Origin of the sequence: Arthrobacter sp. JSM 101049 (genome assembly GCF_041679245.1) — a bacterium.
Classification (GTDB): domain Bacteria; phylum Actinomycetota; class Actinomycetes; order Actinomycetales; family Micrococcaceae; genus Arthrobacter_H.
Window position 1 is genome coordinate 48,135 of record NZ_JBGFFC010000009.1, and the last position, 25,596, is coordinate 73,730.

A 25,596-nucleotide genomic window follows, 5' to 3' on the forward strand; every position below is an offset into this window, starting at 1 on the left:
CTAGACTTGGACCATGGAGACGTTGTTGTGGGTCCTGGTTCCCCTGCTGCTCATCGCCCTGGGCTGGTGGCTGCTGACGCGGCTGCGCCGCAAGACCAGCGCCGAGGTGAATGCGGCCACCGGACCCGAGTCGGCCCGCCGCGCCGCAGGACAGCTTGGGGCCGAGGCGCACCGCGCCGTCTACCGGCACCTGGCCCAGGGGAACTTCATGGGGGCGGTGCAGGAATACCGCGCGGCTACCGGTGACGGCGTCAAGGCCAGCATCATCGCCGTGCGCAGTCTCGAGGCCCACCCACAGGTCTACCGGGACCCGCAGACGATCGCCGACGCGGACGCCGGGACGCCGGAGGACGGCCCGACGCCGAGAGGGGAGGCGACGGCGCAGGCAGCGTCGGCGGACGAGCCGGCGGACGGGCACGGCCCGGCGCGGAACGACGGCCAGACCGCCGGCGAAACCCCCAGCGACCGCCAGGCACCCGCACCCGCCGCAGGCCAGGCACCCGCCGCCTCCGGCGGGGATCCGGCAGCGGTGTCCGGCGACCTGCAGGATCCGGGCGGGGAGTTCACCATTCCCGACGAGTGGGCGGAGAAGTTCGGCAGCGGTGCGAGCCGCAAGACCTCGAACTTCCGGATCTCGGCCGAGCAGGACGGCGAGGTGCGCGAATTCGGCACCGACGAGCTGCCGCCAGCTGAGTTCGACCAATTCCAGTCGCTGCTGCGCGACCACGACCTCGACGGGGCGGCGGACCTGTTGGCCAAGTTCTCCGGGCTGGAACGCGATTCCATCCAGCAGCTGCTCGAGACGGCGCCGGTGGACGGCGATCCGGCGTCGATGGGCGACAACATCTCCGACTTCAGCTTCGAGGGTGACGGGCCGCAGGGGCACGTGCAGTTCAGCGCCAGCGACCTGCCCGGCGAGGACAAGGGCCGGTTCCTGGGCTTCATGCGCTCCGGGGAAGTGGGACGCGCCGCCGAGATCGTGCACCGCCACACGGGCCTGCCCGTGGACATGGTCGAGCAGCTGCTGACCGCTTTCGGCCAGAAGTAGGCACAAAAAAACCCCTAGCGGGCTAGGGGTTTTTCAGCGGAGACGGGGGGATTTGAACCCCCGGTCGAGTTTAACCCCGACCCTTCATTAGCAGTGAAGTCCATTCGGCCGCTCTGGCACGTCTCCAGCGCTGCAATGCAGCCCCCCAAGACTACCGATAACTGCCCCCGAATTTCAAAAGCGCGCCTCGCCGACCACCGCGCGCCAGAGGAACTCGTAGCTGGTCGCCAGCATCTCGGCGCTCTGCCGGTTGTCCGAGGCCCCCGCGTGGCCGCCCTCCAACGACTCGCGGTACCAGATGCCCGGGACACCGGCGGTGAGCATCTTCGCCGCCATCTTGCGTGCCTGGACCGGGCCCACGCGGTCATCGCTCGTGGCGCTCCAGATCAGCGCCTGCGGGAAGCGGGTACCGGCGGCAAGGGTGTCGTCGAGCAGGTGGTAGGGCGAAAACCCGCGGATGAACTCCCAGTCCTCCGGCCGGTCCGGGTCCCCGTATTCGGCGATCCAGGAATGCCCGGCGGACAGGCGTGTGTAGCGGCGCATGTCCAGCAGCGGCACACCGCAGGAGATCGCGCCGAACAGTTCCGGGTACCGCGTGAGCATGTTCCCCACCAGCAGGCCGCCGTTGCTGCGGCCGGTGGCGGCCAGGTGTTCGGGACGGGTGAGACCGCGGGCCACCAGGTCGCGGGCGATCGCGGCGAAGTCCTCGTAGGCACGTGGCCGCTCCGCCCGCAGGGCGGCACGGTGCCACGCGGGCCCGTATTCGCCCCCGCCGCGGATGTTGGCCAGCACGTAGACGCCCTCGCGGTGCGGACGAGGTTCCCGGCGCAGCCAGGCCCGGCCCACCACCCCGGAGTACGACGGCGTCATGCTGGTTTCGAAGCCACCGTAGCCATTCATGAGCACCGGATTGCCGCCGTCGTGCGCCAGATCCACGGGGCCGACCTGGAAATAGGGAACCCGTGTCCCGTCAGCGCTGGTGGCGAAATGCTGCTGGACCTCCAGGCCGGTGGCATCGAAGCGTGCGGGCGAGGACTTGACCTCGACCGGCGCGCCGGCACCGAGGGTGCCCCGGGAGAGGGTCGGCGGGGTCAGGAAGCCGCTGGCAACGAGCCAGTAGTCGTTCGCCGTCTCCGGGTCGTCCTCGTCGACCGCGCCCACCGACAGGTCCAGGTGCGCGCCGCCGTCGATCTCCAGTGGACGCAGCTGCCATCCAGCGGCGGGGTCGGCCACCAGGACGCGCGAGGAGACGTGGTGCAGCACGGTCAGCAGCAGGTGGTCGGCGGTGAAGGAGGCGGACTGCAGCGAGGTGGCCGGATCCGGGGTGAAGACCGGGGTCGGCGTGTGGTCTCCGGCGAGGAACGCGTCGACCGGTGCCACGGCCAGTGAACCGGCCGGGACGGTGCGCCCTTCGCTTTCCCAATCCTGCTGGGGCCGGAACAGCAGCCACTGGCGGTGGACGTCGACCCGCACGTGGGTGGGGACCTCGACCGGAACCCAGCGTCCCTCGCGCAGCAGCGAGGTGCGGGTATTGAAGAAGTCGATGACGTCGGTGGCGGTGACGTGCCGGTACCCGGGGGTCTGGTCGACGGAAACCTGGGCCAACACGTGCGAGGGATCGACGGCAAAGACCTCCGGTGCCGCTGCCGGGTCGGTGCCGCGCTCGATCCGGCGGACGGTGCGCGGGTAGCCGGAGCGGGTCAGCGACCCCTCGCCGAACCCGGTGGCCACGTACCAGGCATCGGGGCCGTCCCAGGCGACGCGGGTCTTGCCGGCCGGCAGCCTGAACCCGCCGGGCACGAAGCCGGCGGTTTCCAGGTCGAATTCGCGCACCTCGACCGCGTCCCCGCCGTCGGGGGACAGGCGCACCACCGCGCGCCGGTAGGGAGCGCCGTCGTCCGGGCGCAGCAGCTGGGCGCCGGCGAAGACCCAATCGGTCCCCTCGGCCGCAGCGAGCGCATCGACATCGAGCAGGACCTCCCAGTCGGGGGAGTCCGAGCGGTAGGACTCCCAGCTCGTGCGTCGCCACAGGCCCTTGGGATGGCCGGCATCGCGCCAGAAGTTGTAGTAGAAGGCGCCGTGCTTGGTGGGCATCGGGATGCGGTCGTCCGCGTCGAGGACCTCCAGCAGCGAGGATTCCAGGGCCCGGTAGCCGTCGTCGTGCAGCATCGCCTCGGTCTCGGCATTGCGGCCCCTGACCCAGTCCAGGGCCTGCTGGCCGTGGATGTCCTCCAGCCAGAGCCAGGGGTCGTGCGGTTCGGCAGTGTCTGGAAGGGCCGGTGGGGCGTCCGCGGTGCTGTCCATGGGCACAGTCTACGAGCCGGCCGTGCCGGTCCCGTGCCGGGCGGTACGCTGGGAAGCCCGGGCAGCCTGCGGATCGGCGGGGCCTCGGGGCGGATCCCGCACAGCGAACGCGAAGGAGCACAGATGGCAGCAACCCCTTTCGGCGTCGTGGTCGTCGGTGCCGGCCCTCGGGGGACCTCGGCCCTGGAACGGTTGCTGGCCCGGCTCGACGAACACGCTGCCGCCGCGGACGCCGACGCGGTGCAGGCGAGCCGGCCCCTGGACATCACGGTGGTGGACCCCTGCGAGCCCGGTCCCGGCCACGTCTGGGCGCCCGGGCAGCCGCGCTATTACCTGATGAACACCCCGGCGCTGTTCCCCACGGTCGCCCCGGCCCGGGGGCCCGGCGGCGGGGCCGGGCTCACGTTCGAGCAGTTCCGGACCTCCGGCGGCGACGGCGCCGACCTGGACGACGTCGAACGGGCGGAACTGGCGGCCCTGCCGTCCGAGGGCTTCCCGGGCCGGGCCCTCTACGGGGCCTACCTGCGTCATGTCTTCGCGCAGGTCCGGGACCAACTCGCCTCCCATCCGGCCGTCGCCTCGTTCCGGGTGGTCCGCGACGAGGTGGTTGCCCTGCACCGCGAGGCCAACGGCTACCGGCTGGTCCTCGCCGGAACCGCATCAGACGGGACCGCGCAGGAAGGCCCGCGCGAACTCGTGGCCGAGGCCGTGGTGCTCGCCGTCGGGCACGTCCCGGCGCAGGCGAATCCGCAGCAGCGGGCCGCGGGGGAGCGGGCCACCGCCGTCGGACTGCACTACCAGGGGCCCAACGTGCCGGCCGACGTCGACTGGGGCGCCTACCCCGCAGGCGAGCCGGTGCTGGTGCGCGGACTGGGGCTGAACTTCTTCGACGCCATGACCGCGCTGACGGTGGGCCGGGGTGGCCGCTTCGAGGGCACCGGCGCCGGCCCCGGACGCGCGCTGGAGTACCGGCCCAGCGGACGCGAGCCCCGGCTGCACGCAGCCTCCCGCCGCGGTGCGCCGTACCGGGCGAAGCCGTGCATCGACACCTACCTGCCGCTGTCGGTGTCGTTGCGCCACCTGGGCTTCGACGCGGTCCACGAGCTCGCCGCCGACGGTGCGCCCGGCGAACCCAGCGGCAAGGTCGGCTTCAACGCCCACATCTGGCCGCTGCTGCACCGCGACGTGCTGCGGACCTACTACGCGACGCTGGTCCGGGTGGACCCGGGACTGTTCGACGACCCGGCCGGGTTCCTCACGGAGCTGGACGACGTACTCGATGCCCCACACGTCCACGGCCAGGAGGTCTGGCGGACGGTCGCCCGGGAACTGGTCCAACGCGCCGCCCCCGGGGCCGCCTGGCTCGACGTCCCGGGGCTGGGCCACCCGTTCGCCGACCGCGGCTTCGTCGGCCACGACGCCTACCAGGCGGCGGTGCTGGAGTACCTGGAGGCCGACGCCGCCTCGTCGGCGCGCGGGGAGGACGACCCGTTGAAGATGGCGATCGGCGCGTTGAATGCCGGCCGCGGCATCGTCAAGCGCTTCGTGGCCGAGGGCCTGCTCGACGACGCGAGCCGGCTGGAGGAGCTCGGCCGCTGGTTCGAGCCCCTGGTGGAGGGCCTGGCGAGCGGTCCGCCGCTGCAGCGCATCGAGGAACTCGTGGCCCTGGCGCGTGCCGGCGTCGTGCAGTTCATCGGGCCGGACCCGGTGTTCTCACTCGACGAGGAGGCCGGGTACTTCGCGGCGTCCTCGCCCTGGGTGCAGGACGAGCCGGTCACCGCGCGCCACATGTTCGAGGCGATGATGCCCGCCAACCGGGTGGCGCAGACCGCATCGCCCCTGCTGGAGCAGCTGCAGGCCGAGGGCCTGGCCCGGCCGCGCCCCATGCGCACCGCGGAGGGCGAGCAGGTCCACGGTTCGGGGTTCGACGTGGTCGGGGAACCCTACCGGCTCGTCGATGGCGGCGGGGTGCCGCACCGCGGGGTCTTCGTGCTCGGGCTGCAGCTCTCCAGCGTCCAGTGGGGCACGGCGATCGCCGCGGAGGCCGGCGCGGGATGGCACGACGGCGCCCGCACCCTGGGCGATGCGGACGCCGTGGCCACGGAACTGCTCAGGATGGCCGCGCTGGACTGACGCCGGCGCGCAGGTCACGCAGGGCCCGCTGGTCCCGCGGCGTCTTGCGGGCCGCGTCGGCGATGTCCCACAGCAAGACGCCGGCGGTGCAGGCCAGGACGATGACCGCTACCGGCCCACCGGCCTCGGGCCACCAGTCCACGGCCGAGGTGAAGGCCGGGTTGAACAGGGACCCCGAAGCGGCCAGGACGATGACCGGGACGGCGAAGGCCAGGTCGATGACGGCCTTGGCGGTGAAAAACGCCCACGTCCAGCCGCGCGCACGGTAGCGCAGCCACTCCAGGGTGGCTCCGGCCAGGAGCACCACGATCAGGTACGGCAGCCAGAACGCCCACAGGGCCGGGTCCAGCAGCGGCACCGCGCTGCCCTCGGCATCGTGGATCGGGGAACGGAAGTGCTGCCAGACGAGGTAGGCCGCCGTTCCAACCAGCAGGACGATGGAGGCCGCGGTGTCCCCGAGCCGGGCGGGCCCCTGCTGCGGCAGGTCGCGCAGCATCTCCGGGCTCCAGTCCACTGGGCTCCTCGTGGTTCCGGCGCGTTCGACCAGGGCGAAGGCCCCCGTCGTCCAGAAAAGCACATGGCCCGTGGTGGAGAGCGCGGTCAGGACCGTGGCGGACGCGGTCTCGCCCGGGTCCCCGTTGAAGAACAGCGTCCCCAGGAAGACGGCGATCGTCACCACCGGCACGATCGTTCCCAGCAGGATGGCCAGCAGGCGGACGTAGTCCGGGTAGAGCCCGGGGCCGATCAGCTGCAACTGCCGACCTGAATACCCGGCGGCCAGGCGGACCGGGTCGCCGAGCTCGAGGAGGGCCTCGCGTTCGGCAACTGCGGGTTCGCTGCCGTCCTCGCGGCGGGCGGTGACCAGATCGTCCACGGCGGCCGCGACCTCGAGCTCGACATCGGCGCGCTGGGCGGCCGGGACGCGGCGCGAGACGGCTGCGACATAGCGTTCGGAGAGGGTGGCCATGATGGTTCCTAGTGTTCGGTCGGAGATGCGGGGGTGCCGCCACGCAGGGCGGTGATGGAGTCGTGGAGGGACTGCCATTCGAGAAGCATCTGCTCCAGCAGTTCGGTTCCGGCGCGGCTGGTCCGGTAGAACTTGCGGGGCCGGGATTCCTCGGTGTTCCACTGCGCTTCGAGCAGGCCCTGCTTTTCCAGCCGCCGCAACAGCGGATACAACGTGTTGGCATCCACGGCGAGTCCGGCCCGGCCGAGGGTATCGAGCAGCGCATACCCGTACCCCGGGGTGGTCAGGGTGGCCAGGCAGGCCACCACCACGGTGCCGCGGCGCAGCTCCTGCAGGTGTCCGGCCAGGACCTCATCGTCGCTCATGGCTGAAACGGTAGTGTGTCTCGCACACTACCGTCAATGGCACCCCATGGAGTTCCCCGTCCGCCGCCGACACGACGAGGGCCGGCGCCCGGACACGTGGGTCGTGTCGGGCGCCGGCCCCTGCTCGTGCGGCCGGTTCCTAGTGCCGGCCCTTCCCGTGGCCCGGGCCGTCGAGCTCCAGCCCGACGACCAGCGGGTCATGGTCCGAGGCCCGGTACGGATCGGGTGCGTAGAAGTCGGTGACGTTGTAGTTGTACCGGCTGTATTCCAAGGCGATCGGCTCGTCCGCGTTGATGTCCCAGATGTCCTGCCCGGTCACGGCCTGCGCAGCGGCGTCGGAGACCAGCACGTGGTCCAGCGACCCGGTGCGGCCGGCAAAGAGGTAGGACTGCTTGCCGGTCTTCGAGCCGAGGTCGGTGTAGCCGGCGGCGTAGAGCACCTGCATCGGGTCCTCCTGGGTGTAGGAGTTGAAGTCGCCGGTCAGCACGACCTTGGCGGTGCCTGCCGCGCGCTTCATCGTCTCGGCGAAGTCGACCAGGGCGCCGGCCTGGGCCACGCGGGCCTCGTTCCAGGCGCCTTGTCCGTCGCCGCGGTCCGCATTGCCGGAACCGTCTGCGGGGTCGGAACCCTTGGACTTGAAGTGGTTCACGATCGCCACGAAGCGGTCATGCTTCGGCCCCCGGGCGCGGGTGAACGCCTGGGCCAGCGGCGGACGCGCGTTCGAGAAGGCCTCGTCGTCCAGGATGACCGACGACCCGACCGGCTTCACCGCCGCCTTGCGGTAGATGAAGGCGGTGCGGATGACGTCCTCGTCGGCGGGGACCGCATCCGGGGTCGGGATGTAGCGCCAGGTCTGCGGTCCCTTGCCAGGGCCCTTGCCAGGGCCCTTGCCCGGCTTCGGGACCGCACGGTTCAGCGCGGCGACCAGGGCGGCCAGGGCAGTGTCTCGGTCCTTGCCGAACGCCGCCGAGTTCTCGATCTCCTCGAGCGAGACCACATCGGCGTCCAAGCCGTTGATGGCGGCGACGATTTTGGCCTGCTGGCGTTCCAGGTTCTCGGCGTTCGCCGCGCCCCGGGCATCGCAGCCGCTGCGCACGGTGATCGGATTGCCGTCGCGGTCGGTGTAGAACGAGCAGCCGGAGAGCTGGTCCCCGGTGGTGGTGAAGTAGTTCAGCACGTTGAACGTGGCGATCCGGACGTCGCCTCCGACGTCTTCGGGCGCTGCGGTGCGCGTGGCGCCGAAGGCGGCGGGCTGGTCGGTGGTGTTCGCGCCGGTCAGCCGGGTCAGCGGCTCGAAGCGCCAGGCGTCGTGCCGGTAGTCGAGGATGACGTTGCCGATGAAGTCCACCGGCGCCCCGACGCGGACCTGGGTCCCGGCGGCCAGGTACGGCAGCGGGATGTCCTTGTTCACGTCGGCGCCCAGGTAGTTGGCCGTCGACCCGTCGTCCAGGATGACGGACCGGGCCAGGTTCTCCGCTTCGACGGCGGCCGCGCGGTCCGATCCGGCAGGTGCCACATCGGTGGGTTGGGGCAGGGTCGTCGCGCCGGGAACCAGCGTCGAGGTGCCGAAGGCCAGACCCAGCTCGCCGTAGCCGTTCAGCGCGTAGTTGTCCGCCAGCGTCCACGTCCCGGACGGGTCCCAGAGCATGCCCTCATAGGCTTCGCGTTCGTCGTCGGCCGCCGGCCAGGCAACGGTCAGCGGCTTGACGGCCTCGGCCGGTTCGGTGAGCACGGTGGCCCCGTTGGCCCGGACGCTGACCTGGGTCAGCCCGTAGAATTCCCCGGCCGTCCCGGTGACCTCCACGTAGTCGCCGACGGAGACCTCGTTGACCGTGTCGGGGGAGTAGACGAACAGCCCGTCGGAGGCGGCCGACCCGGCATCGCCGCCGGTGCCCGGGGTCTGGAGGTAGTAGCCGTCGTAGCCACCGGTCGGGTAGGCGGCGGTGACCACGCCGCGGGTGGTGACCGATTGGCCGTCCAGCGGCGTGCTGTCGCCGGTGCCCTGGATCTCGGCGATGGACACGTTGACCGGGTCCACGGGATCCGGGTCCGTGCCCGGGTCAGGTGCCGTCCCGCCGGAGGCCGTCGGGGACGGGGCCTCGTTGAGATGGAAGTCCGCGGCATTGTCGTCCGTGTCGGCGTGGTCGGTACGCTCGAGCGACTTCGGGTCCGAGTTGCTGGACGGTGCCGTCGCGGCAGCGGTTTCGAAGGTATTGGAGGAGCCGTAGCCCAGCAGGTCGGCGACCTGCGGGTTGCCGGTAACGGACCCGGTGGGCAGGTCCAGCCGCTCGCCCTGGCTGGAGAGCACGATCGTGCCCTTGGTCCCGCTCGGGTTGAACGAGGTCGCCAGGTCGGGGGTCGGCAGTTCGGCGCCCGTGGCGCCGTTGCTCCCGCCGCCGACCAGGAAGTAGCCGTGGGCGGGCACGGTGCCCGAAAGCCCGACCGAGGTGTTGGTGGCCCCGGTCCCGGTGCTGGAGCGGTACTGCAGCGTCCACCCCGCCAGCGACACCGGCGCGTCGGATCCGTTGTAGAGCTCGATGAACTTGTCCTGGTAGACGGCATTGGCGCTGCCGCCGGACAGGTAGGCCTCGTTGATGACGACGCCGGTGCCCCCGGCTGCTGTCGCCTCGCCGGGCGCTGCCAGGGCAGGCACCGCCCCTACCGTGCTGGCGACCAGGGTGGTACAGGCGGCTAGGCAGAGCCCGGCCCGGGTACGTGATGTGCTCACGATGGTTCCCTCTCTGATGGTGGTTCGTCGTTGAACCGCGGAGTGATGCCCACCAGTGAAACAGGTGCGGGTGACACTTGGGTAGACCCCGGGTGACGGAAAGCCCCCGCCCCGCTAGCATCGGCCCATGGCACCAGGACCTCCGGACACCCAAGCCGCCGGACGCACCGGCACCGGCACCGGATGGCGGATCAGGCACCCGGTGGCCTCCGAACAGGCGGTCATTTCAGCAGTTGTCGACGCGGCATTCGGCGCAGCCGAGGGCCGCGCCGTCGCGGACCTGGTCCACGTGCTGCGCGCCTGGTGGGACGCCGACCGCGGATTCGAGCTCGTGGCCGAGGTTTCCGCAGCCCTCGAAACCCCCGGAACCATCGTCGGACACATCGGCATGACCCGGGCCTACGTCGACGGGCTCGAGCAACTGCACCACGTCCTGGTCCTGTCGCCGCTGGCCGTCGACCCCGCCTGGCAGGGCCACGGCATCGGCCAGGACCTCGTCCGCGCCGCGCTCGCCGAAGCCCGGCGGGCAGGCTGTCCGCTCGTGTTCCTGGAGGGCGAGCCGGCGTTCTATCCCCGGCTGGGCTTCATCCCGGCGGGGCCTGCCGGCTACACGAAACCCTCCGTGCGCATTCCCGATGCGGCCTTCATGGTCCACGACACCGGCGCCGCCCGCACCGGGCCGATCAGTGGCGCCCTGGTCTACCCGGGGGCCTTCTGGCAGACGGATACCACCGGCCTGCGGGGGACGCTCCTGCGCCGGCTCTGCCCCGGCCTCTTCCCCAGGGGAGGACGCCGTCGGCCGCTCTTAAACGCAGCAGGGAAGCCGACCCCTTGGGGTCGGCTTCCCTGTATCAACGCGGAAGGTAAGGGATTTGAACCCTTGGTGCGGGGTTGCCGCACACTGGTTTTCAAGACCAGCTCCTTAGGCCGCTCGGACAACCTTCCAGACACCAGAACTATACGTGAGGGGCAGGCGGCGCGGAAAACGGCGCGGTAGGGTCGGGCCAGGACACCGAGAAGCCCCCAGGACACCGAGAAGCCCAGCGAAGGGACCCCGACCATGAGCCCAACCACCTCCAGTACCCTGCCCGCAACGAAGCGCGCCGTGGAATACGACGGCTCGGGCGGCCCCGACGTCATCCGCGTCGTGGAGCGCCCCCTCCCGGTTCCCGGCGAGGGCGAGGTCCTCATCCGCGTCGCCGCCGCGGGGATCAACCGGGCCGACGTCAGCCAGCGCATGGGGAACTACCCGCCGCCGCCCGGCGCCTCCGACCTCCCGGGCCTCGAGGTCTCCGGCACCATCGCCGCCTCCGGCCCCGGCGTCACCGGGTACGACGACGGCACCGAAGTATGTGCCCTGCTCGCCGGCGGCGGATACGCCGACTACGTCGCCGTACCCGCACCGCAGGTCCTTCCCGTGCCGGCCGGGGTCGGCCTGGTCGAGGCGGCCGGGCTGCCCGAAGTCGCCTGCACCGTCTGGTCGAACCTGTTCATGGAGGCCGATCTGGCCGAGGGGGAATGGCTGCTGGTCCATGGCGGGGCCGGCGGCATCGGCACCATGGCCACCCAGCTGGCCACCGCCCGCGGGGCGAAGGTGGTCGTCACCGCGGGCAGCGCCGCGAAGATCGAGTACTGCCGCGGCTTCGGCGCCCTCGAGGGGATCAACTACCGCGACGAGGACTTCGTCGAGCGGACGCACCAGCTCAGCGACGGGCACGGGGCCGATGTCGTCCTGGACATCATGGGGGCGAAGTACCTGGACCGGAACGTGGACGTGCTGGCCAAGGACGGACGCCTCGTCGTCATCGCCCTGCAGGGCGGGGCGAAGGCCGAGCTGAACCTGGCCAAGCTGATGACCCGGCGGCTGCGGGTCATCGGCACGACCCTGCGCGCCCGCGACGTCGAGGCCAAGGGCCGTGTGGTCGAGGGGGTCCGCACCGGGGTGTGGCCGCTGGTCGAATCCGGGACGGTCCGCCCGGTCGTGGAGAAGACCTTTCCCCTTGACCAGGCAGCGCGGGCCCACGAACACTTCGACTCGGGCGAACACCGCGGCAAGATCCTGCTGACCACCTGACCTGCGCGGGCCTCCACGAGGTGCCGGCGCCCACGGGATAACCTGTGAGGCGGAGGACGGACACGCAGGGAAGATGCCACGGCCGCCCGCGTCGCATCCTTGGAGAAAGTAGGGGCAACCCATATGAATGAGCAACCGTCCATCCCGGCGCAGGAGCTGCCGCCCAGCGCGGTCGACCCCGAGGTCGCGCAGGCGGAGGAACGCCGCTGGACCCCGGGCAAGATCGGGCTCTGGGCCGCCATCTCGCTGCTGGGCGCCGTCGCCTGGTCCGTGCTGGCGATCTCCCGCGGCGAGACCATCAACGCCATCTGGTTCGTCTTCGCAGCCGTCTGCACGTACCTGGTGTTCTACCGCTTCTACGCGAAGTACATCGAGAACAAGATCGCCCGGCCCGACGACTCCCGGGCCACCCCGGCCGAGTACAACTCCAACGGCCGGGACTTCATGCCCACCGACCGCCGGGTGCTCTTCGGCCACCACTTCGCGGCCATCGCCGGTGCCGGCCCGCTGGTGGGCCCCATCCTGGCCGCCCAGATGGGCTACCTGCCCGGGACCATCTGGATCATCGTCGGCGTCGTGTTCGCCGGGGCCGTGCAGGACTACCTCGTGTTGTTCTTCTCCATGCGCCGCGGCGGACGCTCGCTGGGCCAGATGGCCCGCGAGGAACTCGGCCTGATCGGTGGCACCGCCGCCCTCATCGCCACCCTGGCGATCATGATCATCATCGTGGCCATCCTCGCCCTCGTCGTGGTCAACGCCCTCGGCGAGTCCGCCTGGGGCGTTTATTCGGTGGCGCTGACCATCCCGATCGCCCTGTTCATGGGCTGCTACCTGCGCTTCATTCGCCCCGGCAAGGTCCTGGAGATCTCGATCATCGGCTTCGTCCTGCTGATGTTCGCCATCATCTCCGGCCGGTGGGTCGCCGAATCCGACCTCGGCTCGGCCCTGTTCCACCTGGACCGCCCTGTCATCGCCTGGTCGATCATCGTCTACGGCTTCATCGCCGCGATCCTGCCGGTCTGGTTGCTGCTGGCCCCGCGCGACTACCTCTCCACGTTCATGAAGATCGGCGTCATCGGCCTGCTGGCGGTCGCGATCATCATCGTGCGCCCGACCATTTCGGTTCCCGCGTTCTCCGAGTTCGCCGGCCGCGCCGACGGCCCCGTGGTCGCCGGGTCGCTGTTCCCGTTCCTCTTCGTGACGATCGCCTGCGGCGCGCTCTCGGGCTTCCATGCGCTGATCTCCTCGGGCACAACGCCGAAAATGGTCGAGAAGGAGAAGCAGACCCGCTTCCTGGGCTACGGCGGCATGCTGATGGAGTCCTTCGTAGCCATCATGGCCCTGGTCGCGGCGATCTCGATCGACCGAGGCGTCTACTTCGCCATGAACGCCTCCTCGGCGGCCACCGGCGGCACCGTCGAGTCCGCCGTCGCGTTCGTCAACAGCCTGGGCCTGACCGGCGTGCACCTGACGCCCAACATGCTCACCGACCTGGCGGCCAACGTCGGCGAGGAAAACATCGTCTCGCGCACCGGCGGCGCACCGACCCTGGCCGTGGGCATCGCCCACATCATGCACCAGTGGTTCGGTGGCACCGCGATGATGGGCTTCTGGTACCACTTCGCCATCATGTTCGAGGCGCTGTTCATCCTCACGGCCGTCGATGCCGGAACGCGCGTGGCCCGGTTCATGCTGCAGGACACCATCGGCAACTTCATCCCGAAGTTCAAGGACACCTCCTGGCGCCCCGGCGCCTGGCTGTGTACCGCGATCATGGTGGCGGGTTGGGGATACATCCTCATTCTCGGGGTGACCGACCCGCTGGGCGGGATCAACACCTTCTTCCCGCTCTTCGGCATCGCCAACCAGCTGCTGGCGGCCATCGCCCTGGCCGTCGTGCTGGCCATCGTCGCCAAGCGCGGCAACTTCCGCTACCTGTGGATCGTGGCAGTGCCGCTGGCATTCACCGCCGTCATCACCATCTGGGCCTCGTGGGAGAAGATCTTCTCCCCGGTCGCGAAGGTCGGCTACTGGGCGCAGCACAACGCCTACCAGGAGGCGCTGGCCCAGGGCAAGGAGAGCTTCGGGAACGCGCACAGCGTGGAGGCCATGGAGGCAGTGGTGCGCAACACCGGTGTCCAGGGCACCCTGTCCATCGTGTTCGTGGTCCTGTCGATCATCGTCATGATCACCGCAGTGATCGCCACGATCCGCGCCCACCGGAACCCGGCGGCATCGGTGGACACCGAGGACCCGCGCGTCGAATCGCGGATCTACGCCCCCTCGGGCATTATCTCCAGCCCTGCGGAGAAGGACCTGCAGGCACGCTGGAACGAGGTCCCGGCCGAACACCGCGCAACCCTGGGCGGCGGGCACTGACATGGCCACCGCGCTGTTCCCCGCCGTCCGCCGGAGCCTGGGCACGGTGCGCTGGTACCTCGAGGGCATGATGGGCGCCGACGCGTATCGCCGCTACCTCGACCACCATGCCGCCACGCACCCAGGGTGCGATCCGATGTCCGAACGCCAGTTCTGGAAGGACAAATACGACTGGGAGGAACGCAACCCGCAAGGGCGCTGCTGCTGATGGACGACGGCGGTGCGGACCCGACCTCCGGGACCGCACCGCCGCCCTCCATGGCAAGATGGTGGCATGAGCGATCACGGGCAGCAGCACCCCCAGAACCCCGGGGCCAGTGACGCGGCGAGCACGCCCGAGGCCTTCACGGTCAAGGGGCTCGTCGATGAACCGGCCAAGGTCATGCGCATCGGCTCGATGATCAAGCAACTGCTCGACGAGGTGAAGGCCGCGCCGCTCGACGCCGAGGCCCGGGCCACCCTGGCCGATATCCACGAGCGCTCCGTGGTCGAGCTGGAGGATGGGCTCTCGCCCGAGCTGGCCGGCGAACTACACCGCATCCGGCTGCCCTTCACCGAGGGCAAGACCCCCTCCGACGCGGAACTGCGCATCGCCCAGGCCCAGCTGGTCGGCTGGCTCGAAGGTGTCTTCCACGGCATCCAGACCGCACTTGCGGCCCAGCAGCTGGCCAGCCAACAGCTCGCCCAGCGCATCCAACTGCGCGAGCTGCCGCCCGGCACCGAGGTGGCCCCGGGCATCGTCATCAACGAACACGGTGAACCCGAACGCGTCGGCACCGGGCAGGCGGAGGGCGGCGCCCAGGCGCGCGGCGATGCCGACGGCGGACCGGGACAGTACCTCTGAACATGGGCTGGGTCTCACGCATCCGCGGTGCCCGCCGCGACGACCGGGAACTCGGCGACGGGGTCTGGCGCCGCGCCCACGACCGCTTCACCCGGGGACTGGACCGCTTCCACCAGGTCCTGGAGGGCATCAACGACGACGATCTCTACAACGCGCTGGTGATGATCGCCAACCACCTGGCCGACCTGGAACCGCGCGTGCGCGCCGTGTGCGCCGGGGCCCACCGGCAGCGGCCGAGTGCAGGGACGGATATCCCCGGCTCCCACGCCGACGTCCACCGCGCCTTGTCGAAGGCGGCCAATGACCTCGCCGCCGCTGCCCAAGCCGCAGCGATGGCCCGCCTCGACGGGGAGCGGTGGGGCTACAACTCGGCCGGCCTGGAGAACGTGGCCTTCCGCGCCGACCTGGTGGTCGACGGCGTCCGGGCCGCCGAGCAGTCCCTGGCTCGGCTCGGCTGAACCTGCCCGCGTTCGCCCAGCGCGGAGCAGGTCCCGCCGTGTCCCGGGCGCCCCGATTCCGGTGGCAGGATGGGCGGATGACCAGCTACGAATCACCAGTGACCACCTTCAACGACGGCAACACCATCCCGCAGCTCGGCTACGGCGTGTGGAAGGTTAAGGACGACGTCGCGGAAAAGGTCGTGGGACTGGCCTTCGAGGCCGGCTACCGCCACATCGACACGGCACGAATCTACGGCAACGAGGCCGGTGTCGGGCGCGCCATCGCCTCCTCCGGTATTGATCCCGCCGACCTGTTCATCACCACCAAGGTCTGGAACTCCGACCAGGGCCACCAGCAGACGCTCGACGCCTTCGACGCTTCCCTGGAGCGCCTCGGCCTGGACACACTGGACCTGTTCCTCATCCATTGGCTGCAGCCGAAACAGGGCAAGCATGTGGAGACGTGGAAGGCGCTCGTCGAACTGCAGAAGACCGGACGGGTGCGCTCCATCGGCGTCTGCAACTTCACCATCGAGGCCCTGCGGGAGATCGAGGAGGCCACGGGCGTCGCCCCGGCGATCCACCAGGTCGAGACCCACCCGTATTTCCCGCAGCGGGAATTGCGCGAGTACGAGGCCGCGCGTGGCATCGTCCACCAGTCCTGGTCCCCACTGGGCCAGGGCTCTGACCTGCTGTCCAACCCGGTGCTTGCCGACATCGCCGCGAAGCACGGGGCGACCCCCGCCCAGGTAGTCATCGCCTGGCACCTGGCGTTGGGCAACGTGGTGATCCCCAAGTCCGAGACGCCGTCGCGGATCGTGGAGAACTGGGAATCCCTGGACGTCACCCTGGACGACGAGGACATCGTCGCCATCAACGGGCTGGACCGCGGTGATGCAGGACGCATTGGCGCCGATCCCGCGGTGAGCGACTTCGAGTAGCAAGCAGCCCGCCGAGGACGGCTGCCGAGGGGCCCGCCACCGATGAGGTGACGGGCCTCTCGCGTGGGGCACGGGGACGTGGTGGCCGGCCTTCCCGACATCCGGCAGGCCGACACCCGGCGCCCGGAGGGGGTTACGGGCGGTCCTCGGCGTCCAAGGCCGCCCGGGCGATGGGTTCGGGGATGGGGCCTTGCAGGTACTCGGCTTCCAGAGATTCCCCCAGCGCCCTGTCGACGAGCGCGTGGGCGCTCCATTCGCGGGGATCATCCTCATTCCACACATGCCAGTTGACCTGTCCCTGCGCTTCGACGGCCGCGGGGTAGCCGATGCGGATGGCGCCGTCGCTCGGTTCGAGGCCGCCGGTCAGTTCCCGAACCCTGGACTTGCCCAGCCGCTCGATGATCCAGCTCCACGTGGCGGAGAATATCGGTTCAAAGGGATCTGGCGATTCGGTCATGGCGCGAGCCTATCCGGGCCGGGGGTTCCCGAGCCACCCTCGCAGCTGCGTTGGAACGCCGGGCCGTTCTGCTTGGCCCTTCCAGCGGGACCGCGCAGGTCCGTGTCAATGAAGGATCCCGACGCGTGAAACCTGTTTGACACCTGCGTCGACCTTGCGACTGCAATTCGCTAGGCTCTGGTGATGAGCAACCGAGAGATGTCCCCGGAAACAGCGACGACGGAGTCCTCGCGTCCTGATCGGAGACCGCCGAGGGCCGGAATGGTCGCGCTGGTCGCGGCCCTGATCGCCGTGGTGTTCACCTGGGCCACCTCATTCCTTACGCCGGTGATCGTCACCCAGACGGCGGCCCGGGGCGACTACCAGAATGTCTTCATGTTTCCGGCCATCGCCTGGGGAGTCATCATCGTCCTGGAGCTGGTTGCGGTGGTGGCGGGCATCATGGGCCTCCGGACGCCGAACTGCAGGGCGCGCTCAGGAGCGGCGCTCGCCCTGGGTGCCACGGGCATCCTCGGGTTTCTCCTGAAGTTTGGGGCCTACCTGCTCAGCGCAGGCCTTCCCTGAGGACCAGACAGCGAGAAGGCCGCTTCCCCTGCCTGCAGGGGAAGCGGCCTTCGTCTTCTTCAGAGCCTCCTGCCAGAATCGAACTGGCGACCTTTTCATTACGAGTGAAACGCTCTACCAACTGAGCTAAGGAGGCAACGCGGCCACGCGGGCCACAAGCAGTTAGTTTATAGGAGCGCTTCGCCGCCGGTCAAAACGGGCCCGTCGGCCCCGGCACATCAGCACTGCAGTCCGTCCTGGGGGACCGTCGAATCCACGAAGTAATCGTCCACGGCGTTGCCGATGCACTCGTTGCTGCGGCCATACGCAGTGTGTCCTTGCCCATGGAAGGTCAGCAGGACCGATGACTCCAGCTGCTGGTTCAGCGCCTTGGACCATTGGTACGGGGTGGCAGGGTCTCCGGTGGTGCCGATGATGACGATCGGAGCCGCGCCGGGGGCCGAGACCGGCGCCGGGTGGCCGGTCGGTTCGTACTTCCAGTCCTGGCAGGCCATCCCGCCGAAGGCGAGGTACTTGCCGATCGTGGGGGAGGCCTTGGCCAATTCCCGCGCGTCGCGGCGCTGCCCCTCGATGCTGGTGTCCACCGGGTAGTCCAGGCAGTTGATGGCGGTGAAGGCCGCCGTGGAATTGCCGGTGTAGGTCCCGTCCGCATTGCGGCCCGCGCTCATGTCGGCCATCTCGAGGATCTTGGTCGGATCGCCCGAGATGACTGCGTTGAGCGCTGCAGTGAGCTGGTCCCAGTAGGCGTCGTCGTAGAACGCCAGCAGGAAGCCGTTGACGAAGTCGGTGATGCCGACTTCGCGTCCGTCCTGGGCGGTCATGGGGTACTTCTCGACGGAATCGAAGAGCTGCTGGAGCTGGCTGCGCGCCTGGTCGACGTCGCCGTCGAAGGGGCAATTCTGGCGACGCAGGCAGTCCTCCAGGTAGGTGGTGATGGCCTTCTCGAAGGCCGCCGCCTGGCCCAGTGTCACCTCCTCGTTGTCCAGGGAGGGGTCCATGGCACCGTCGAGCACCATGTGGCCGACGCTCTGGGGGAAGAGCTGGGCGTATGTGGCCCCGAGCTTGGTGCCGTAGGAGAAGCCAAGGTAGTCCAGCTTCGGGTCGCCGCTGACTGCGCGCAGGATGTCCATGTCCTTGGCGGAGCTGACGGTGTCGACGAAGCCCAGCGACTTTCCGGTCTTCCGGGCGCAGTCCTGGGCGAAGTCCTTGCTCTGCGCCTCGAGTTCGGCCAGCCCGGCGGCGGTGGAGGTGTCGATGTCGATCGTTCTGGCCTCGTCGCGTTCGGCGTCGGTGCGGCAGGTGACCGGTGCGGAACGGCTCACGCCGCGCGGATCGAAGCCGAGCACGTCGTAGGCGCCACGCAGGTCCTCGGAGAAGACCAGCGATCCGGCGTTCATCACCAGGTCGACCCCCGAACCACCCGGTCCCCCGGGATTGACCAGCAACGTCCCCTGCGCCTTTCCGGGGGCCTCCATCTTGACCACGGCGAGCTGGATGGAATCGCCCTCGGGGTGGGCATAGTCCAGCGGGACTTCCACGTCGGCGCATTCGAACGACGTCGAACAACTCGTCCAGTCCAGCGATTGCGTGTAGTAGCGTTCCAGGCCCTCCGGCGCGGCGGGCATGGACGCTGCGGCATCGGGTTCGGTGCCCGGGTCGGCGGACTGGCCGGTGCTGCAGGCCGAAAGCAACAGCAGGCAGCTGGCAAAGGCGGCCACCCACTGCAGCCGTCGGGATCGGAAGGTCATGCCTGGGGATCTCCTTGGTTTCTGGCCGGCAGCAGGCCGGCCATCATGGCCTCCATGGCCAACAGCGGTTGGACGTTCGCGGTGATGCGGCGGCGGGCCTCGGCGATGTGGCCGATCCGCGCCAGCGTCTGCTCGGGAGTGGAACGCCGGGCGACCTCGCCCAGTTCGCGCTCCAGATAGGCATTGACCAGCTCGCTGCCGGTGGAGAGCTGCAGGGTCAGCACGTCACGGTAGAACGTGGTCAGGTCGATCAGCGCCCGGTCCAGGGAGTCGTTGACCCCGCGCTTGGCCCGGCGCTTGTTCAGCTCCTCGAGCGCCTTGAACTGGCTGCGCAATTGCGGGGGGACGGGGGCATCGGTCTCCAGGCCCAGGGATTCGCGCAGGGCGGCGGTGTCGGCGGCACCGCGCTCCTCCGCCGAGGCCGTGGCCTCGGCGGTCGAGAGCTCCACCAGGTCCCCGGCGGCGATGACCGCATCGGAGACCGAGCCCAGCCGCAGGGGCAACCGGACGGTCCGGTCCCGGCGCAGCCGGGCCCCCTCGTCCCGGGCCAGGCGCCGGGCAATGCCGATGTGGCTCTGCGAGACGCGGGCCGCGAAATCGGCTTGCTCGGGGGTCAACCCGTCGCGGCGCACCAGCAGCTCGGCCACCGCCTCGCGTGCCGGCACCCCGAGGGTCACCGGCCGGCAGCGAGAGCGGATGGTCACCAGCACGTCGGCCGGGCTCGGCGCGCACAGGATCCATATGGTGTGCGGCGGGGGCTCCTCGATGGACTTGAGCAGCACGTTGGTGGTCCGCTCCGTCATCCGGTCGGCATCCTCGACGATGATGATCCGCCACGTCCCCGACGATGGGCGGTCTTGGGCCTTGGAGATCAGCTCGCGGACGTCATCGATCTGGTAGGCGACCTTCTCGGTGGCGATGAGGGAGACGTCGGGGTGGGTGCCGGCCATCACCATCCGGCAGGGGCGGCACGCACCGCAGCCCCGGGCCTCCGGATCGGCCACGTCGCACTGCAGGGCCGCGGCGAAGGAGCGCGCCGCATTGGACCGCCCCGACCCCGGTGGGCCGGTGAACAGCCAGGCATGCGAGGGCGCGCCGAGCGCGGCGGCCCGGCGGAGGGCGTCGACGGCCTGGTCCTGGCCGGGCAGGTCGGCCCAGACCCCCCGCAGCGTGTCCATGGTGCTCATGGGGCCGACCCCGCCGCCTGCCCGATTCCGTCCACTGCGGCGGCGATCCTGCCGGCGAGTTCGTCGACGCCCAGGGAGGCATCGAGGACCAGGTAGGCACCGTCATCGTGCGTGGCCCGGTCCAGGAAGGCCTGGCGGATCCTGGCGTGGAAGTCGTCGGGTTCGGATTCGAGCCGGTCCTCGGCCGCCGCGCCGGCCGTGCGGCGGTGGCGGCCGGCCTGCGGGTCGACGTCGAGCAGGATCGTCAGGTCGGGGCGCAGCCCGCCGGTGGCCCAGCGGTTCAGCGCGAGCACCTCGTCGGTGCCCAGGCCACGGCCAGTGCCCTGGTAGGCCACGGAGGAGTCGATGTAGCGGTCGCAGACGACGGTGGCGCCGCGGGCCAGCGCCGGCACGATGAGCTGTTCGACGTGGGCGGCCCGCGCGGCGGCGAACATCAGCGCCTCGGTGCGGGCGTCGACCTCGCCGTGTCCGTGGTCGAGCACCAGGGAGCGCAGCTTCTCGCCGATCGGGGTGCCGCCGGGTTCGCGTGTGCGCACGACGTCGCGGCCGTGCTCTTGCAGGTGGCCGGCCAGCAGGGCCGCCTGCGTGGACTTGCCCGCGCCGTCGCCGCCTTCGAGGACGACGAACAGGGCCCCGGGCGCGCGCTGCATTTGATTCACCCGGTAAGCCTATCGGCAAGTGCGATCCCGCAGGCGGCCCGGACGCGGCGCAGGGGGCGCCGGCGGCGGCCGGCCACCCGTTGTCGCGGCAGCGGTAACACGCTGTCGCGGCTTCGGGGCCCGGGCCGGGTGCGGTCTACGATCTTGCCATGGCCCCTTCACACCCCCAGGATCTTGCCCCCGATACCGTCGTCGTTGCCGCCGGGCGCCCGCCGCGCGAGGTGGACGCACCGGTGAACTCGCCGATCGTGCTCTCCTCGACGTTCTTCGGCGCCGGGACCCCGGGGGCCGGGGAACGGGTTTACGGACGGTTCTCCAACCCGACGTGGGATCCGCTCGAGGACGCGCTGGCGCAGCTGGAATCGGCGGCCATGCCCGGACTGGTCTACGCCTCCGGGATGGCGGCGGTGGCCTCGGCCATGTCGCTGGTGCCGCTGGGCGGGACGATCGTGGTGCCCCGGCACAGCTACAACGGATCGCTGTCGCTGGTGGCCGACCTCGAGACCCGGGCGAACCTGACCGTGCGCCTGGCCGACGTCGAGGACACCGACGCCACCGTGGCACTGCTCGACGGTGCCGACCTGCTCTGGCTCGAAAGCCCCACCAACCCGATGCTCGAGGTCGCCGACGTGCGGGCCCTGGCCGCCGCCGCCCGCGCCGCCGGGGTGCTGTCCGTCGTGGACAACACCTTCTCCACCCCACTGCTGCAGCGCCCGCTGGAACTGGGCGCCGACGTCGTGGTGCATTCGGCGACCAAGTACATGGGCGGGCATTCCGACGTCGTGCTCGGTGCCGTGCTGACCAGCGATCCCGACCTGCGGGCCCGGCTGCATGCCCACCGATCGCTGCACGGGGCGATCGCCGGGCCGTTCGAGGCCTGGCTGACGCTGCGCGGGCTGCGCACGATGGCGCTGCGGGTCGAACGCTCCCAGGCCAGCGCCAGGGAGCTGGCCCGCCGCCTGTCCGCGCATCCGGCGGTGGAATCGGTGCGCTATCCGGGGCTGGAATCGGATCCCGGGCATGCGCGTGCCGCCGCCCAGATGGACGGGTTCGGGTCGATCGTGGCCATCACGGTGGCCGGGGGAGAAGCGGCGGCGGAGGCCGCGCTGGCGGCGCTGGCCCTGTGGACGCCGGCCACGAGCCTGGGCGGGGTCGAGTCCCTGGCCGAACGACGGCGGCGCCATCCCGGCGAACCGGACTCGGTGCCGGCCAACCTGATCCGGCTCAGCGTCGGGATCGAGAACGTCGAGGACCTGTGGCGGGACCTGGACGCCGCGCTGGGCGCGACACGCTAGCCCCGGATCGGGGACCGGTCGCCTAGACTGGCGGGGTGGCTACCGCATTGTTGTTTGAGATCGTCCTGTTCCGGGTCCTGAGCCTGGCGGCCCTGGTGCTCGGCCTGTGGGCCTTCATTGATGCCGTGCGCCATCCGGCACCGAACTACCAGCGCGAGAACAAGCGCACCAAGGGCTTCTGGCTGGGCATGACCGGCGTCTCCGCCGTGGTCTGCGCCTTCACGTTCCTGGGCTCCGGCGGCGCCGGATTCCTGCAGCTGATCGCCGCCTGCATCTCCTGCGTCTACCTCGCCGACGTCCGGCCCGCCGTCAGCGGCAAGGGCTCCCCGGGGTACTTCAACTACTAAAACCGCCGGGCCAGCCGGCCAACGGGGCCGCAGGCTACCGTGCCAGCGCGCCGGTCCGCGGGGCCACGCAGGCCCAGTCCACGGTGAGTTCGCCCAGCCTCCAGCGGGAGACGCCGTCGTGCACGGGCCACCCGTCGGTGCGCAGAGTCCGGCACATGGCGATCCAGCGCTGGCGTTGGCCGAAAGGGGCCAGCGGTGCCGCCGCCAGCCAGGCCGCGTCGGCCGCAGCCAGAAAATCGTAGACCCGTTCGCCGGGATGGTTGCGGTGGATCAGCGCCTTGGGCAGCCGCTCGGCCACCTCGCTGGGCCGGCCGATCGCCCCGAACCGGACCGAGATGCTCAAGGTCAGGGGGCCGTCCGGGGCCACCCCGACCCAGGTGCTGACCCGGCCGATCTCGTCGCAGGTGCCCTCGATGAGCAGCCCGCGCGGGTCCAACCGCGCCGCGAGGCCCTTCCAGATGGCCGCGACATCGTCCTCGTTGTATTGCCGCAGCACGTTGAAGGCCCGGATCAGCAGCGGATTGCGCTCGGTGGGCACCTCGAAGCCGCCGACGTTGAACGCGAGCCCCTCGACCTCCATCAGCTTCGCCGCCAGGACCCGGCCGGGGTCGATCTCCAGTCCCACGACCGAGACCTGGGGGTTCACCGCTCGCAGGCGCTGGAAGTATTCGACGGCGGTGCGCGGCGAGGCCCCGTAGCCCAGGTCCACGCAGATCGGCGGTGCGCCGGTGACGTCGGGGCGCAGGCGGAAGTGTTGGGTGCCCGTCATCCAGCGGTCGACCCGGCGCATGCGGTTCGGATTCGTGGTGCCGCGGGTGGGGTTGCCCAGGGGGCGCCCGGCCTGGTGCCGGCCGCCAAGCCGCTGAGCCTTTTGCACCACGGAAATGAATATAAGGCCGCCGCGGGGGCCTTCATGACCGGTCACGGGGGAAAGTAACGGACTTCACGCCCGATAGGATGAAACGCATGACGCACACCCTCATCCTGCTCCGCCACGGGCAGAGCGACTGGAACGAAAAGAACCTCTTCACCGGCTGGGTCGATGTGCCGCTGACCGAGAAGGGACGCGCCGAGGCAGTGCGCGGCGGCGAGCTGCTCACCGCCGAGGGCCTGGTCCCCGACGTGCTGCACACCTCGCTGCTCCAGCGCGCGATCACCACCGCCAACCTGGCGCTGGAGGCCGCCGACTTGTCCTGGATCCCGGTCCGGCGCGACTGGCGGCTGAACGAACGCCACTACGGCGCCCTGCAGGGCAAGGACAAGGCGCAGACCCTGGCCGAATACGGCGAGGAGCAGTTCATGCAGTGGCGGCGTTCCTACGACACCCCGCCGCCGCCGCTCGACGACGACTCCGAGTTCTCGCAGATCGGCGACCGCCGCTACGCCGACCTCGGCGACGATGCCCCGCGCACCGAATGCCTCAAGGACGTGCTCGAGCGCCTGCTGCCGTACTGGAACGAGGCCATCCGCCCCGACCTGCAGGCGGGCAAGACCGTGCTGGTCACCGCCCACGGCAACTCGCTGCGCGCCCTGGTCAAGCACCTGGACGGCATCTCGGACGAGGACATTGCCGGGCTGAACATCCCCACCGGGATCCCGCTGGTCTACGAACTGGACGAGGATTTCACCCCGGTCACCGCCGGCGGCCGGTACCTCGACGCCGAGGCCGCCGCCGACGCGATCAAGGCCGTCGCCAACCAGGGCCGCAAGTAGTCCCCGGGCCGACCGCGCCGGGTTCCCGGTAGGCGCCGGCACCATCCAGGACGACGGCGGGACCAGCCGGCGCGCTCGCGCCAGCCGGTCCCGCCGTCGTCGTTCCGTTGCCTGAAGGCGCGCAAGCGGTTCAGCAAGGGAATGGGCTGGCGGTGGCCTTGAACGACGACGAGGCAAGCGACATGGCTGGTCAGCCCGCGGTCGAGACAGCGGCGCGTGAACGTCTCCCCGTCCATGACGCACCCGTCGGGCAGCGTGCCAACGGCTTCGAGTAGCTTCGGCGAATACCGGTACAGGTCCTGGCCTTGCCGGATCCAGAAGCGTGGGGTGGCCCCGGTAGCCAGGGCCGCGTGGGAGCCGTCCGATGTGGGTTCCCACCGAGTCGCACCGGGAATCGCATCTTTGCCGGGCATCGCCCTCGACGTCCGTCGCCACGGCGAGACGGAGCAGCCTAGGTCCTACACAGGTCCCGTGCTAGACCACTGGGGTCTGTATTTTCCAGCTCATAAAGACCAGCATTGCTGCCCTGGCTCCATCCCTTGACGAAGTCCTCCAGCATTCCGTCATCTTTGCACGGAGCAGCACGTCGAAGTCCATGACCAGTAGTGGTCTTCATTTGTATCCTTGGGCGATACAACCGAAGTATGAAAAGGAACGTTGTGGCTATTCTGGCTGACCTCGCTGTGGGGCAGTGGGGGATGTTCACGACCGCACAGGCAGCACTGGCTGGTGTCGAACGGATGCAGCTGACCCGCCTGGCAGGGACAGGCGTGCTCGAACGCGTGGGCCAGGGCGTCTACGCGATGTCCCACACCATCGACGAGCACCGTGACCTCCATGAGGCATGGCTCAGCTTCGACCCGAAGGCAACGGCAGAGGAGCGCATCCACATGCGCATCGAGGCAGCGGTGGCCTCCCACACATCCGCCGCGGCACTGCACGGGATGGGGGACCTGGACCCGTCGGTCCCGGAGCTGACCACCCCCAAGCGCAAGCAGACCAGCCGCCGGGTCAAGCTGCACCGCCTGCCGCTTGACCCCGACGAGGTCACACTCGTGGACGGGCTTCCCACTACGACGCCGGAGCGAACAATTCTTGACCTCCTGCGGGGAGGGCATGACCAGAGCCACGTGGCCACGGCCATCCGTGACGGACTCCATGCTGGGATCCTCGACATGGGGAAGCTGGCCGGGCAGCTCAACCGCGTCACGGGCCGGCTCGACGCCAGCGACGGGGAAAACCTCATGCTTGGCCTGCTCGACATGGTCCACCCCAATGGGACTTCCGCGGTCTAACCGGCAAGCCCGACTTCGACCCGCCGGCGACCTGGTCGAGGCAATACGGTGCCATCGCACGATCCGTCCCCGCCTGCCGCGACACCACGGACTTCACGGTCGCGGTCG

At 70.1% G+C, this 25,596-nt stretch carries 22 protein-coding genes, 3 tRNA genes and 1 pseudogene; 14 read left to right on the forward strand and 12 right to left on the reverse strand.

Annotation, left to right across the window (positions count from 1 at the left end):
• Window positions 1–13 precede the first annotated feature (13 nt).
• Window positions 14–1,048: a hypothetical protein gene (locus AB8M85_RS16265; protein WP_372699885.1), complete on the forward strand. Its 1,035-nt coding sequence runs from the start codon at window positions 14–16 to the stop codon at window positions 1,046–1,048.
• A gap of 37 nt (window positions 1,049–1,085) precedes the next feature.
• On the opposite strand, the gene AB8M85_RS16270 is transcribed toward AB8M85_RS16265, so the two are convergent.
• Together AB8M85_RS16270 and AB8M85_RS16275 are read right to left on the reverse strand one after the other, a co-directional pair.
• Window positions 1,086–1,174 (reverse strand) — tRNA-Ser (locus AB8M85_RS16270).
• Window positions 1,175–1,222: 48 nt separating this feature from the next.
• The gene (locus AB8M85_RS16275) at window positions 1,223–3,352 is read right to left on the reverse strand and encodes a prolyl oligopeptidase family protein (RefSeq protein ID WP_372699886.1); all 2,130 of its coding nucleotides are present in this window, start codon (window positions 3,350–3,352) and stop codon (window positions 1,223–1,225) included.
• 123 nt (window positions 3,353–3,475) lie between these two features.
• Between AB8M85_RS16275 and AB8M85_RS16280 the strand changes: the two genes are divergently transcribed.
• Entirely contained in the window at window positions 3,476–5,485 is a 2,010-nt protein-coding gene (locus tag AB8M85_RS16280; RefSeq protein ID WP_372699887.1) for an FAD/NAD(P)-binding protein, read from the forward strand.
• Here the strand turns inward: AB8M85_RS16280 and AB8M85_RS16285 are convergent.
• From AB8M85_RS16285 to AB8M85_RS16295, 3 genes are all read right to left on the reverse strand, one after another.
• A complete protein-coding gene (locus tag AB8M85_RS16285; RefSeq protein WP_372699888.1) occupies window positions 5,463–6,452 on the reverse strand; it encodes a hypothetical protein in 990 nt (329 codons plus the stop codon). The two genes, AB8M85_RS16280 and AB8M85_RS16285, sit on opposite strands and share 23 nt — an antisense overlap.
• 8 nt (window positions 6,453–6,460) lie before the next feature.
• Window positions 6,461–6,817, reverse strand: a complete 357-nt coding sequence (locus AB8M85_RS16290; RefSeq protein WP_372699889.1) for a PadR family transcriptional regulator — start codon at window positions 6,815–6,817, stop codon at window positions 6,461–6,463.
• 139 nt (window positions 6,818–6,956) lie between these two features.
• Window positions 6,957–9,545: an ExeM/NucH family extracellular endonuclease gene (locus tag AB8M85_RS16295; protein WP_372699890.1), complete on the reverse strand. Its 2,589-nt coding sequence runs from the start codon at window positions 9,543–9,545 to the stop codon at window positions 6,957–6,959.
• Between the two features lie 127 nt (window positions 9,546–9,672).
• On the opposite strand from AB8M85_RS16295, the pseudogene AB8M85_RS16300 reads away from it, so the two are divergent.
• Window positions 9,673–10,074, forward strand: a pseudogene (locus AB8M85_RS16300) (GNAT family N-acetyltransferase); the annotation flags it as partial.
• A 328-nt stretch (window positions 10,075–10,402) separates the two neighbouring features.
• Here AB8M85_RS16300 and AB8M85_RS16305 read toward each other — a convergent pair.
• Window positions 10,403–10,490 (reverse strand) — tRNA-Ser (locus tag AB8M85_RS16305).
• 115 nt (window positions 10,491–10,605) lie between these two features.
• Here AB8M85_RS16305 and AB8M85_RS16310 point away from each other — a divergent pair.
• The 6 genes from AB8M85_RS16310 to AB8M85_RS16335 all read left to right on the forward strand — a co-directional run bounded on the left by AB8M85_RS16310 (window position 10,606) and on the right by AB8M85_RS16335 (window position 16,223).
• A complete protein-coding gene (locus AB8M85_RS16310) occupies window positions 10,606–11,619 on the forward strand; it encodes an NAD(P)H-quinone oxidoreductase (protein WP_372699891.1) in 1,014 nt (337 codons plus the stop codon).
• A 123-nt stretch (window positions 11,620–11,742) separates the two neighbouring features.
• Entirely contained in the window at window positions 11,743–13,998 is a 2,256-nt protein-coding gene (locus AB8M85_RS16315; RefSeq protein WP_372699892.1) for a carbon starvation CstA family protein, read from the forward strand.
• A gap of 1 nt (window position 13,999) precedes the next feature.
• Window positions 14,000–14,206 (forward strand): YbdD/YjiX family protein, encoded by a 207-nt coding sequence (locus tag AB8M85_RS16320; RefSeq protein ID WP_372699893.1) that lies wholly within the window; start codon window positions 14,000–14,002, stop codon window positions 14,204–14,206.
• A gap of 66 nt (window positions 14,207–14,272) precedes the next feature.
• A complete protein-coding gene (locus AB8M85_RS16325; RefSeq protein WP_372699894.1) occupies window positions 14,273–14,842 on the forward strand; it encodes a proteasome activator in 570 nt (189 codons plus the stop codon).
• 2 nt (window positions 14,843–14,844) lie between these two features.
• Window positions 14,845–15,300: a hypothetical protein gene (locus AB8M85_RS16330; RefSeq protein ID WP_372699895.1), complete on the forward strand. Its 456-nt coding sequence runs from the start codon at window positions 14,845–14,847 to the stop codon at window positions 15,298–15,300.
• Between the two features lie 77 nt (window positions 15,301–15,377).
• Window positions 15,378–16,223 carry an aldo/keto reductase gene (locus AB8M85_RS16335; protein WP_372699896.1) on the forward strand — a complete coding sequence of 282 codons (846 nt, stop codon included), beginning with the start codon at window positions 15,378–15,380 and terminating at the stop codon, window positions 16,221–16,223.
• Window positions 16,224–16,356: 133 nt separating this feature from the next.
• On the opposite strand, the gene AB8M85_RS16340 is transcribed toward AB8M85_RS16335, so the two are convergent.
• Window positions 16,357–16,680, reverse strand: a complete 324-nt coding sequence (locus AB8M85_RS16340; RefSeq protein ID WP_372699897.1) for a hypothetical protein — start codon at window positions 16,678–16,680, stop codon at window positions 16,357–16,359.
• A 183-nt stretch (window positions 16,681–16,863) separates the two neighbouring features.
• Here AB8M85_RS16340 and AB8M85_RS16345 point away from each other — a divergent pair, with 183 nt between their 5' ends.
• On the forward strand, window positions 16,864–17,244 hold the full coding sequence (locus AB8M85_RS16345; RefSeq protein ID WP_372699898.1) for a hypothetical protein: 381 nt from the start codon (window positions 16,864–16,866) through the stop codon (window positions 17,242–17,244).
• A gap of 63 nt (window positions 17,245–17,307) precedes the next feature.
• Here the strand turns inward: AB8M85_RS16345 and AB8M85_RS16350 are convergent.
• The 4 genes from AB8M85_RS16350 to tmk all read right to left on the reverse strand — a co-directional run bounded on the left by AB8M85_RS16350 (window position 17,308) and on the right by tmk (window position 20,829).
• Window positions 17,308–17,380 (reverse strand) — tRNA-Thr (locus AB8M85_RS16350).
• A gap of 82 nt (window positions 17,381–17,462) precedes the next feature.
• A complete protein-coding gene (locus AB8M85_RS16355) occupies window positions 17,463–18,992 on the reverse strand; it encodes an alpha/beta hydrolase (RefSeq protein ID WP_372699899.1) in 1,530 nt (509 codons plus the stop codon).
• On the reverse strand, window positions 18,989–20,179 hold the full coding sequence (locus AB8M85_RS16360; RefSeq protein WP_372699900.1) for a DNA polymerase III subunit delta': 1,191 nt from the start codon (window positions 20,177–20,179) through the stop codon (window positions 18,989–18,991). Before AB8M85_RS16360 ends, AB8M85_RS16355 begins: the two co-directional genes overlap by 4 nt.
• Window positions 20,176–20,829, reverse strand: coding sequence for a dTMP kinase (tmk, locus tag AB8M85_RS16365; RefSeq protein WP_372699921.1), 654 nt, complete (start codon window positions 20,827–20,829; stop codon window positions 20,176–20,178). The genes AB8M85_RS16360 and tmk overlap by 4 nt, the downstream gene beginning before the upstream one ends.
• Window positions 20,830–20,987: 158 nt before the next feature.
• Between tmk and AB8M85_RS16370 the strand changes: the two genes are divergently transcribed.
• Window positions 20,988–22,133, forward strand: coding sequence for a PLP-dependent aspartate aminotransferase family protein (locus AB8M85_RS16370; protein ID WP_372699901.1), 1,146 nt, complete (start codon window positions 20,988–20,990; stop codon window positions 22,131–22,133).
• A 35-nt stretch (window positions 22,134–22,168) separates the two neighbouring features.
• A complete protein-coding gene (locus AB8M85_RS16375) occupies window positions 22,169–22,480 on the forward strand; it encodes a DUF2516 family protein (RefSeq protein WP_372699902.1) in 312 nt (103 codons plus the stop codon).
• Window positions 22,481–22,514: 34 nt separating this feature from the next.
• On the opposite strand, the gene AB8M85_RS16380 is transcribed toward AB8M85_RS16375, so the two are convergent.
• On the reverse strand, window positions 22,515–23,360 hold the full coding sequence (locus tag AB8M85_RS16380; protein WP_372699903.1) for a class I SAM-dependent methyltransferase: 846 nt from the start codon (window positions 23,358–23,360) through the stop codon (window positions 22,515–22,517).
• Window positions 23,361–23,446: 86 nt separating this feature from the next.
• Here AB8M85_RS16380 and AB8M85_RS16385 point away from each other — a divergent pair, with 86 nt between their 5' ends.
• Together AB8M85_RS16385 and AB8M85_RS16390 are read left to right on the forward strand one after the other, a co-directional pair.
• Entirely contained in the window at window positions 23,447–24,193 is a 747-nt protein-coding gene (locus AB8M85_RS16385) for a phosphoglyceromutase (RefSeq protein ID WP_372699904.1), read from the forward strand.
• A 659-nt stretch (window positions 24,194–24,852) separates the two neighbouring features.
• Window positions 24,853–25,488 (forward strand): type IV toxin-antitoxin system AbiEi family antitoxin domain-containing protein, encoded by a 636-nt coding sequence (locus AB8M85_RS16390; protein WP_372699905.1) that lies wholly within the window; start codon window positions 24,853–24,855, stop codon window positions 25,486–25,488.
• Window positions 25,489–25,596 lie beyond the last annotated feature (108 nt).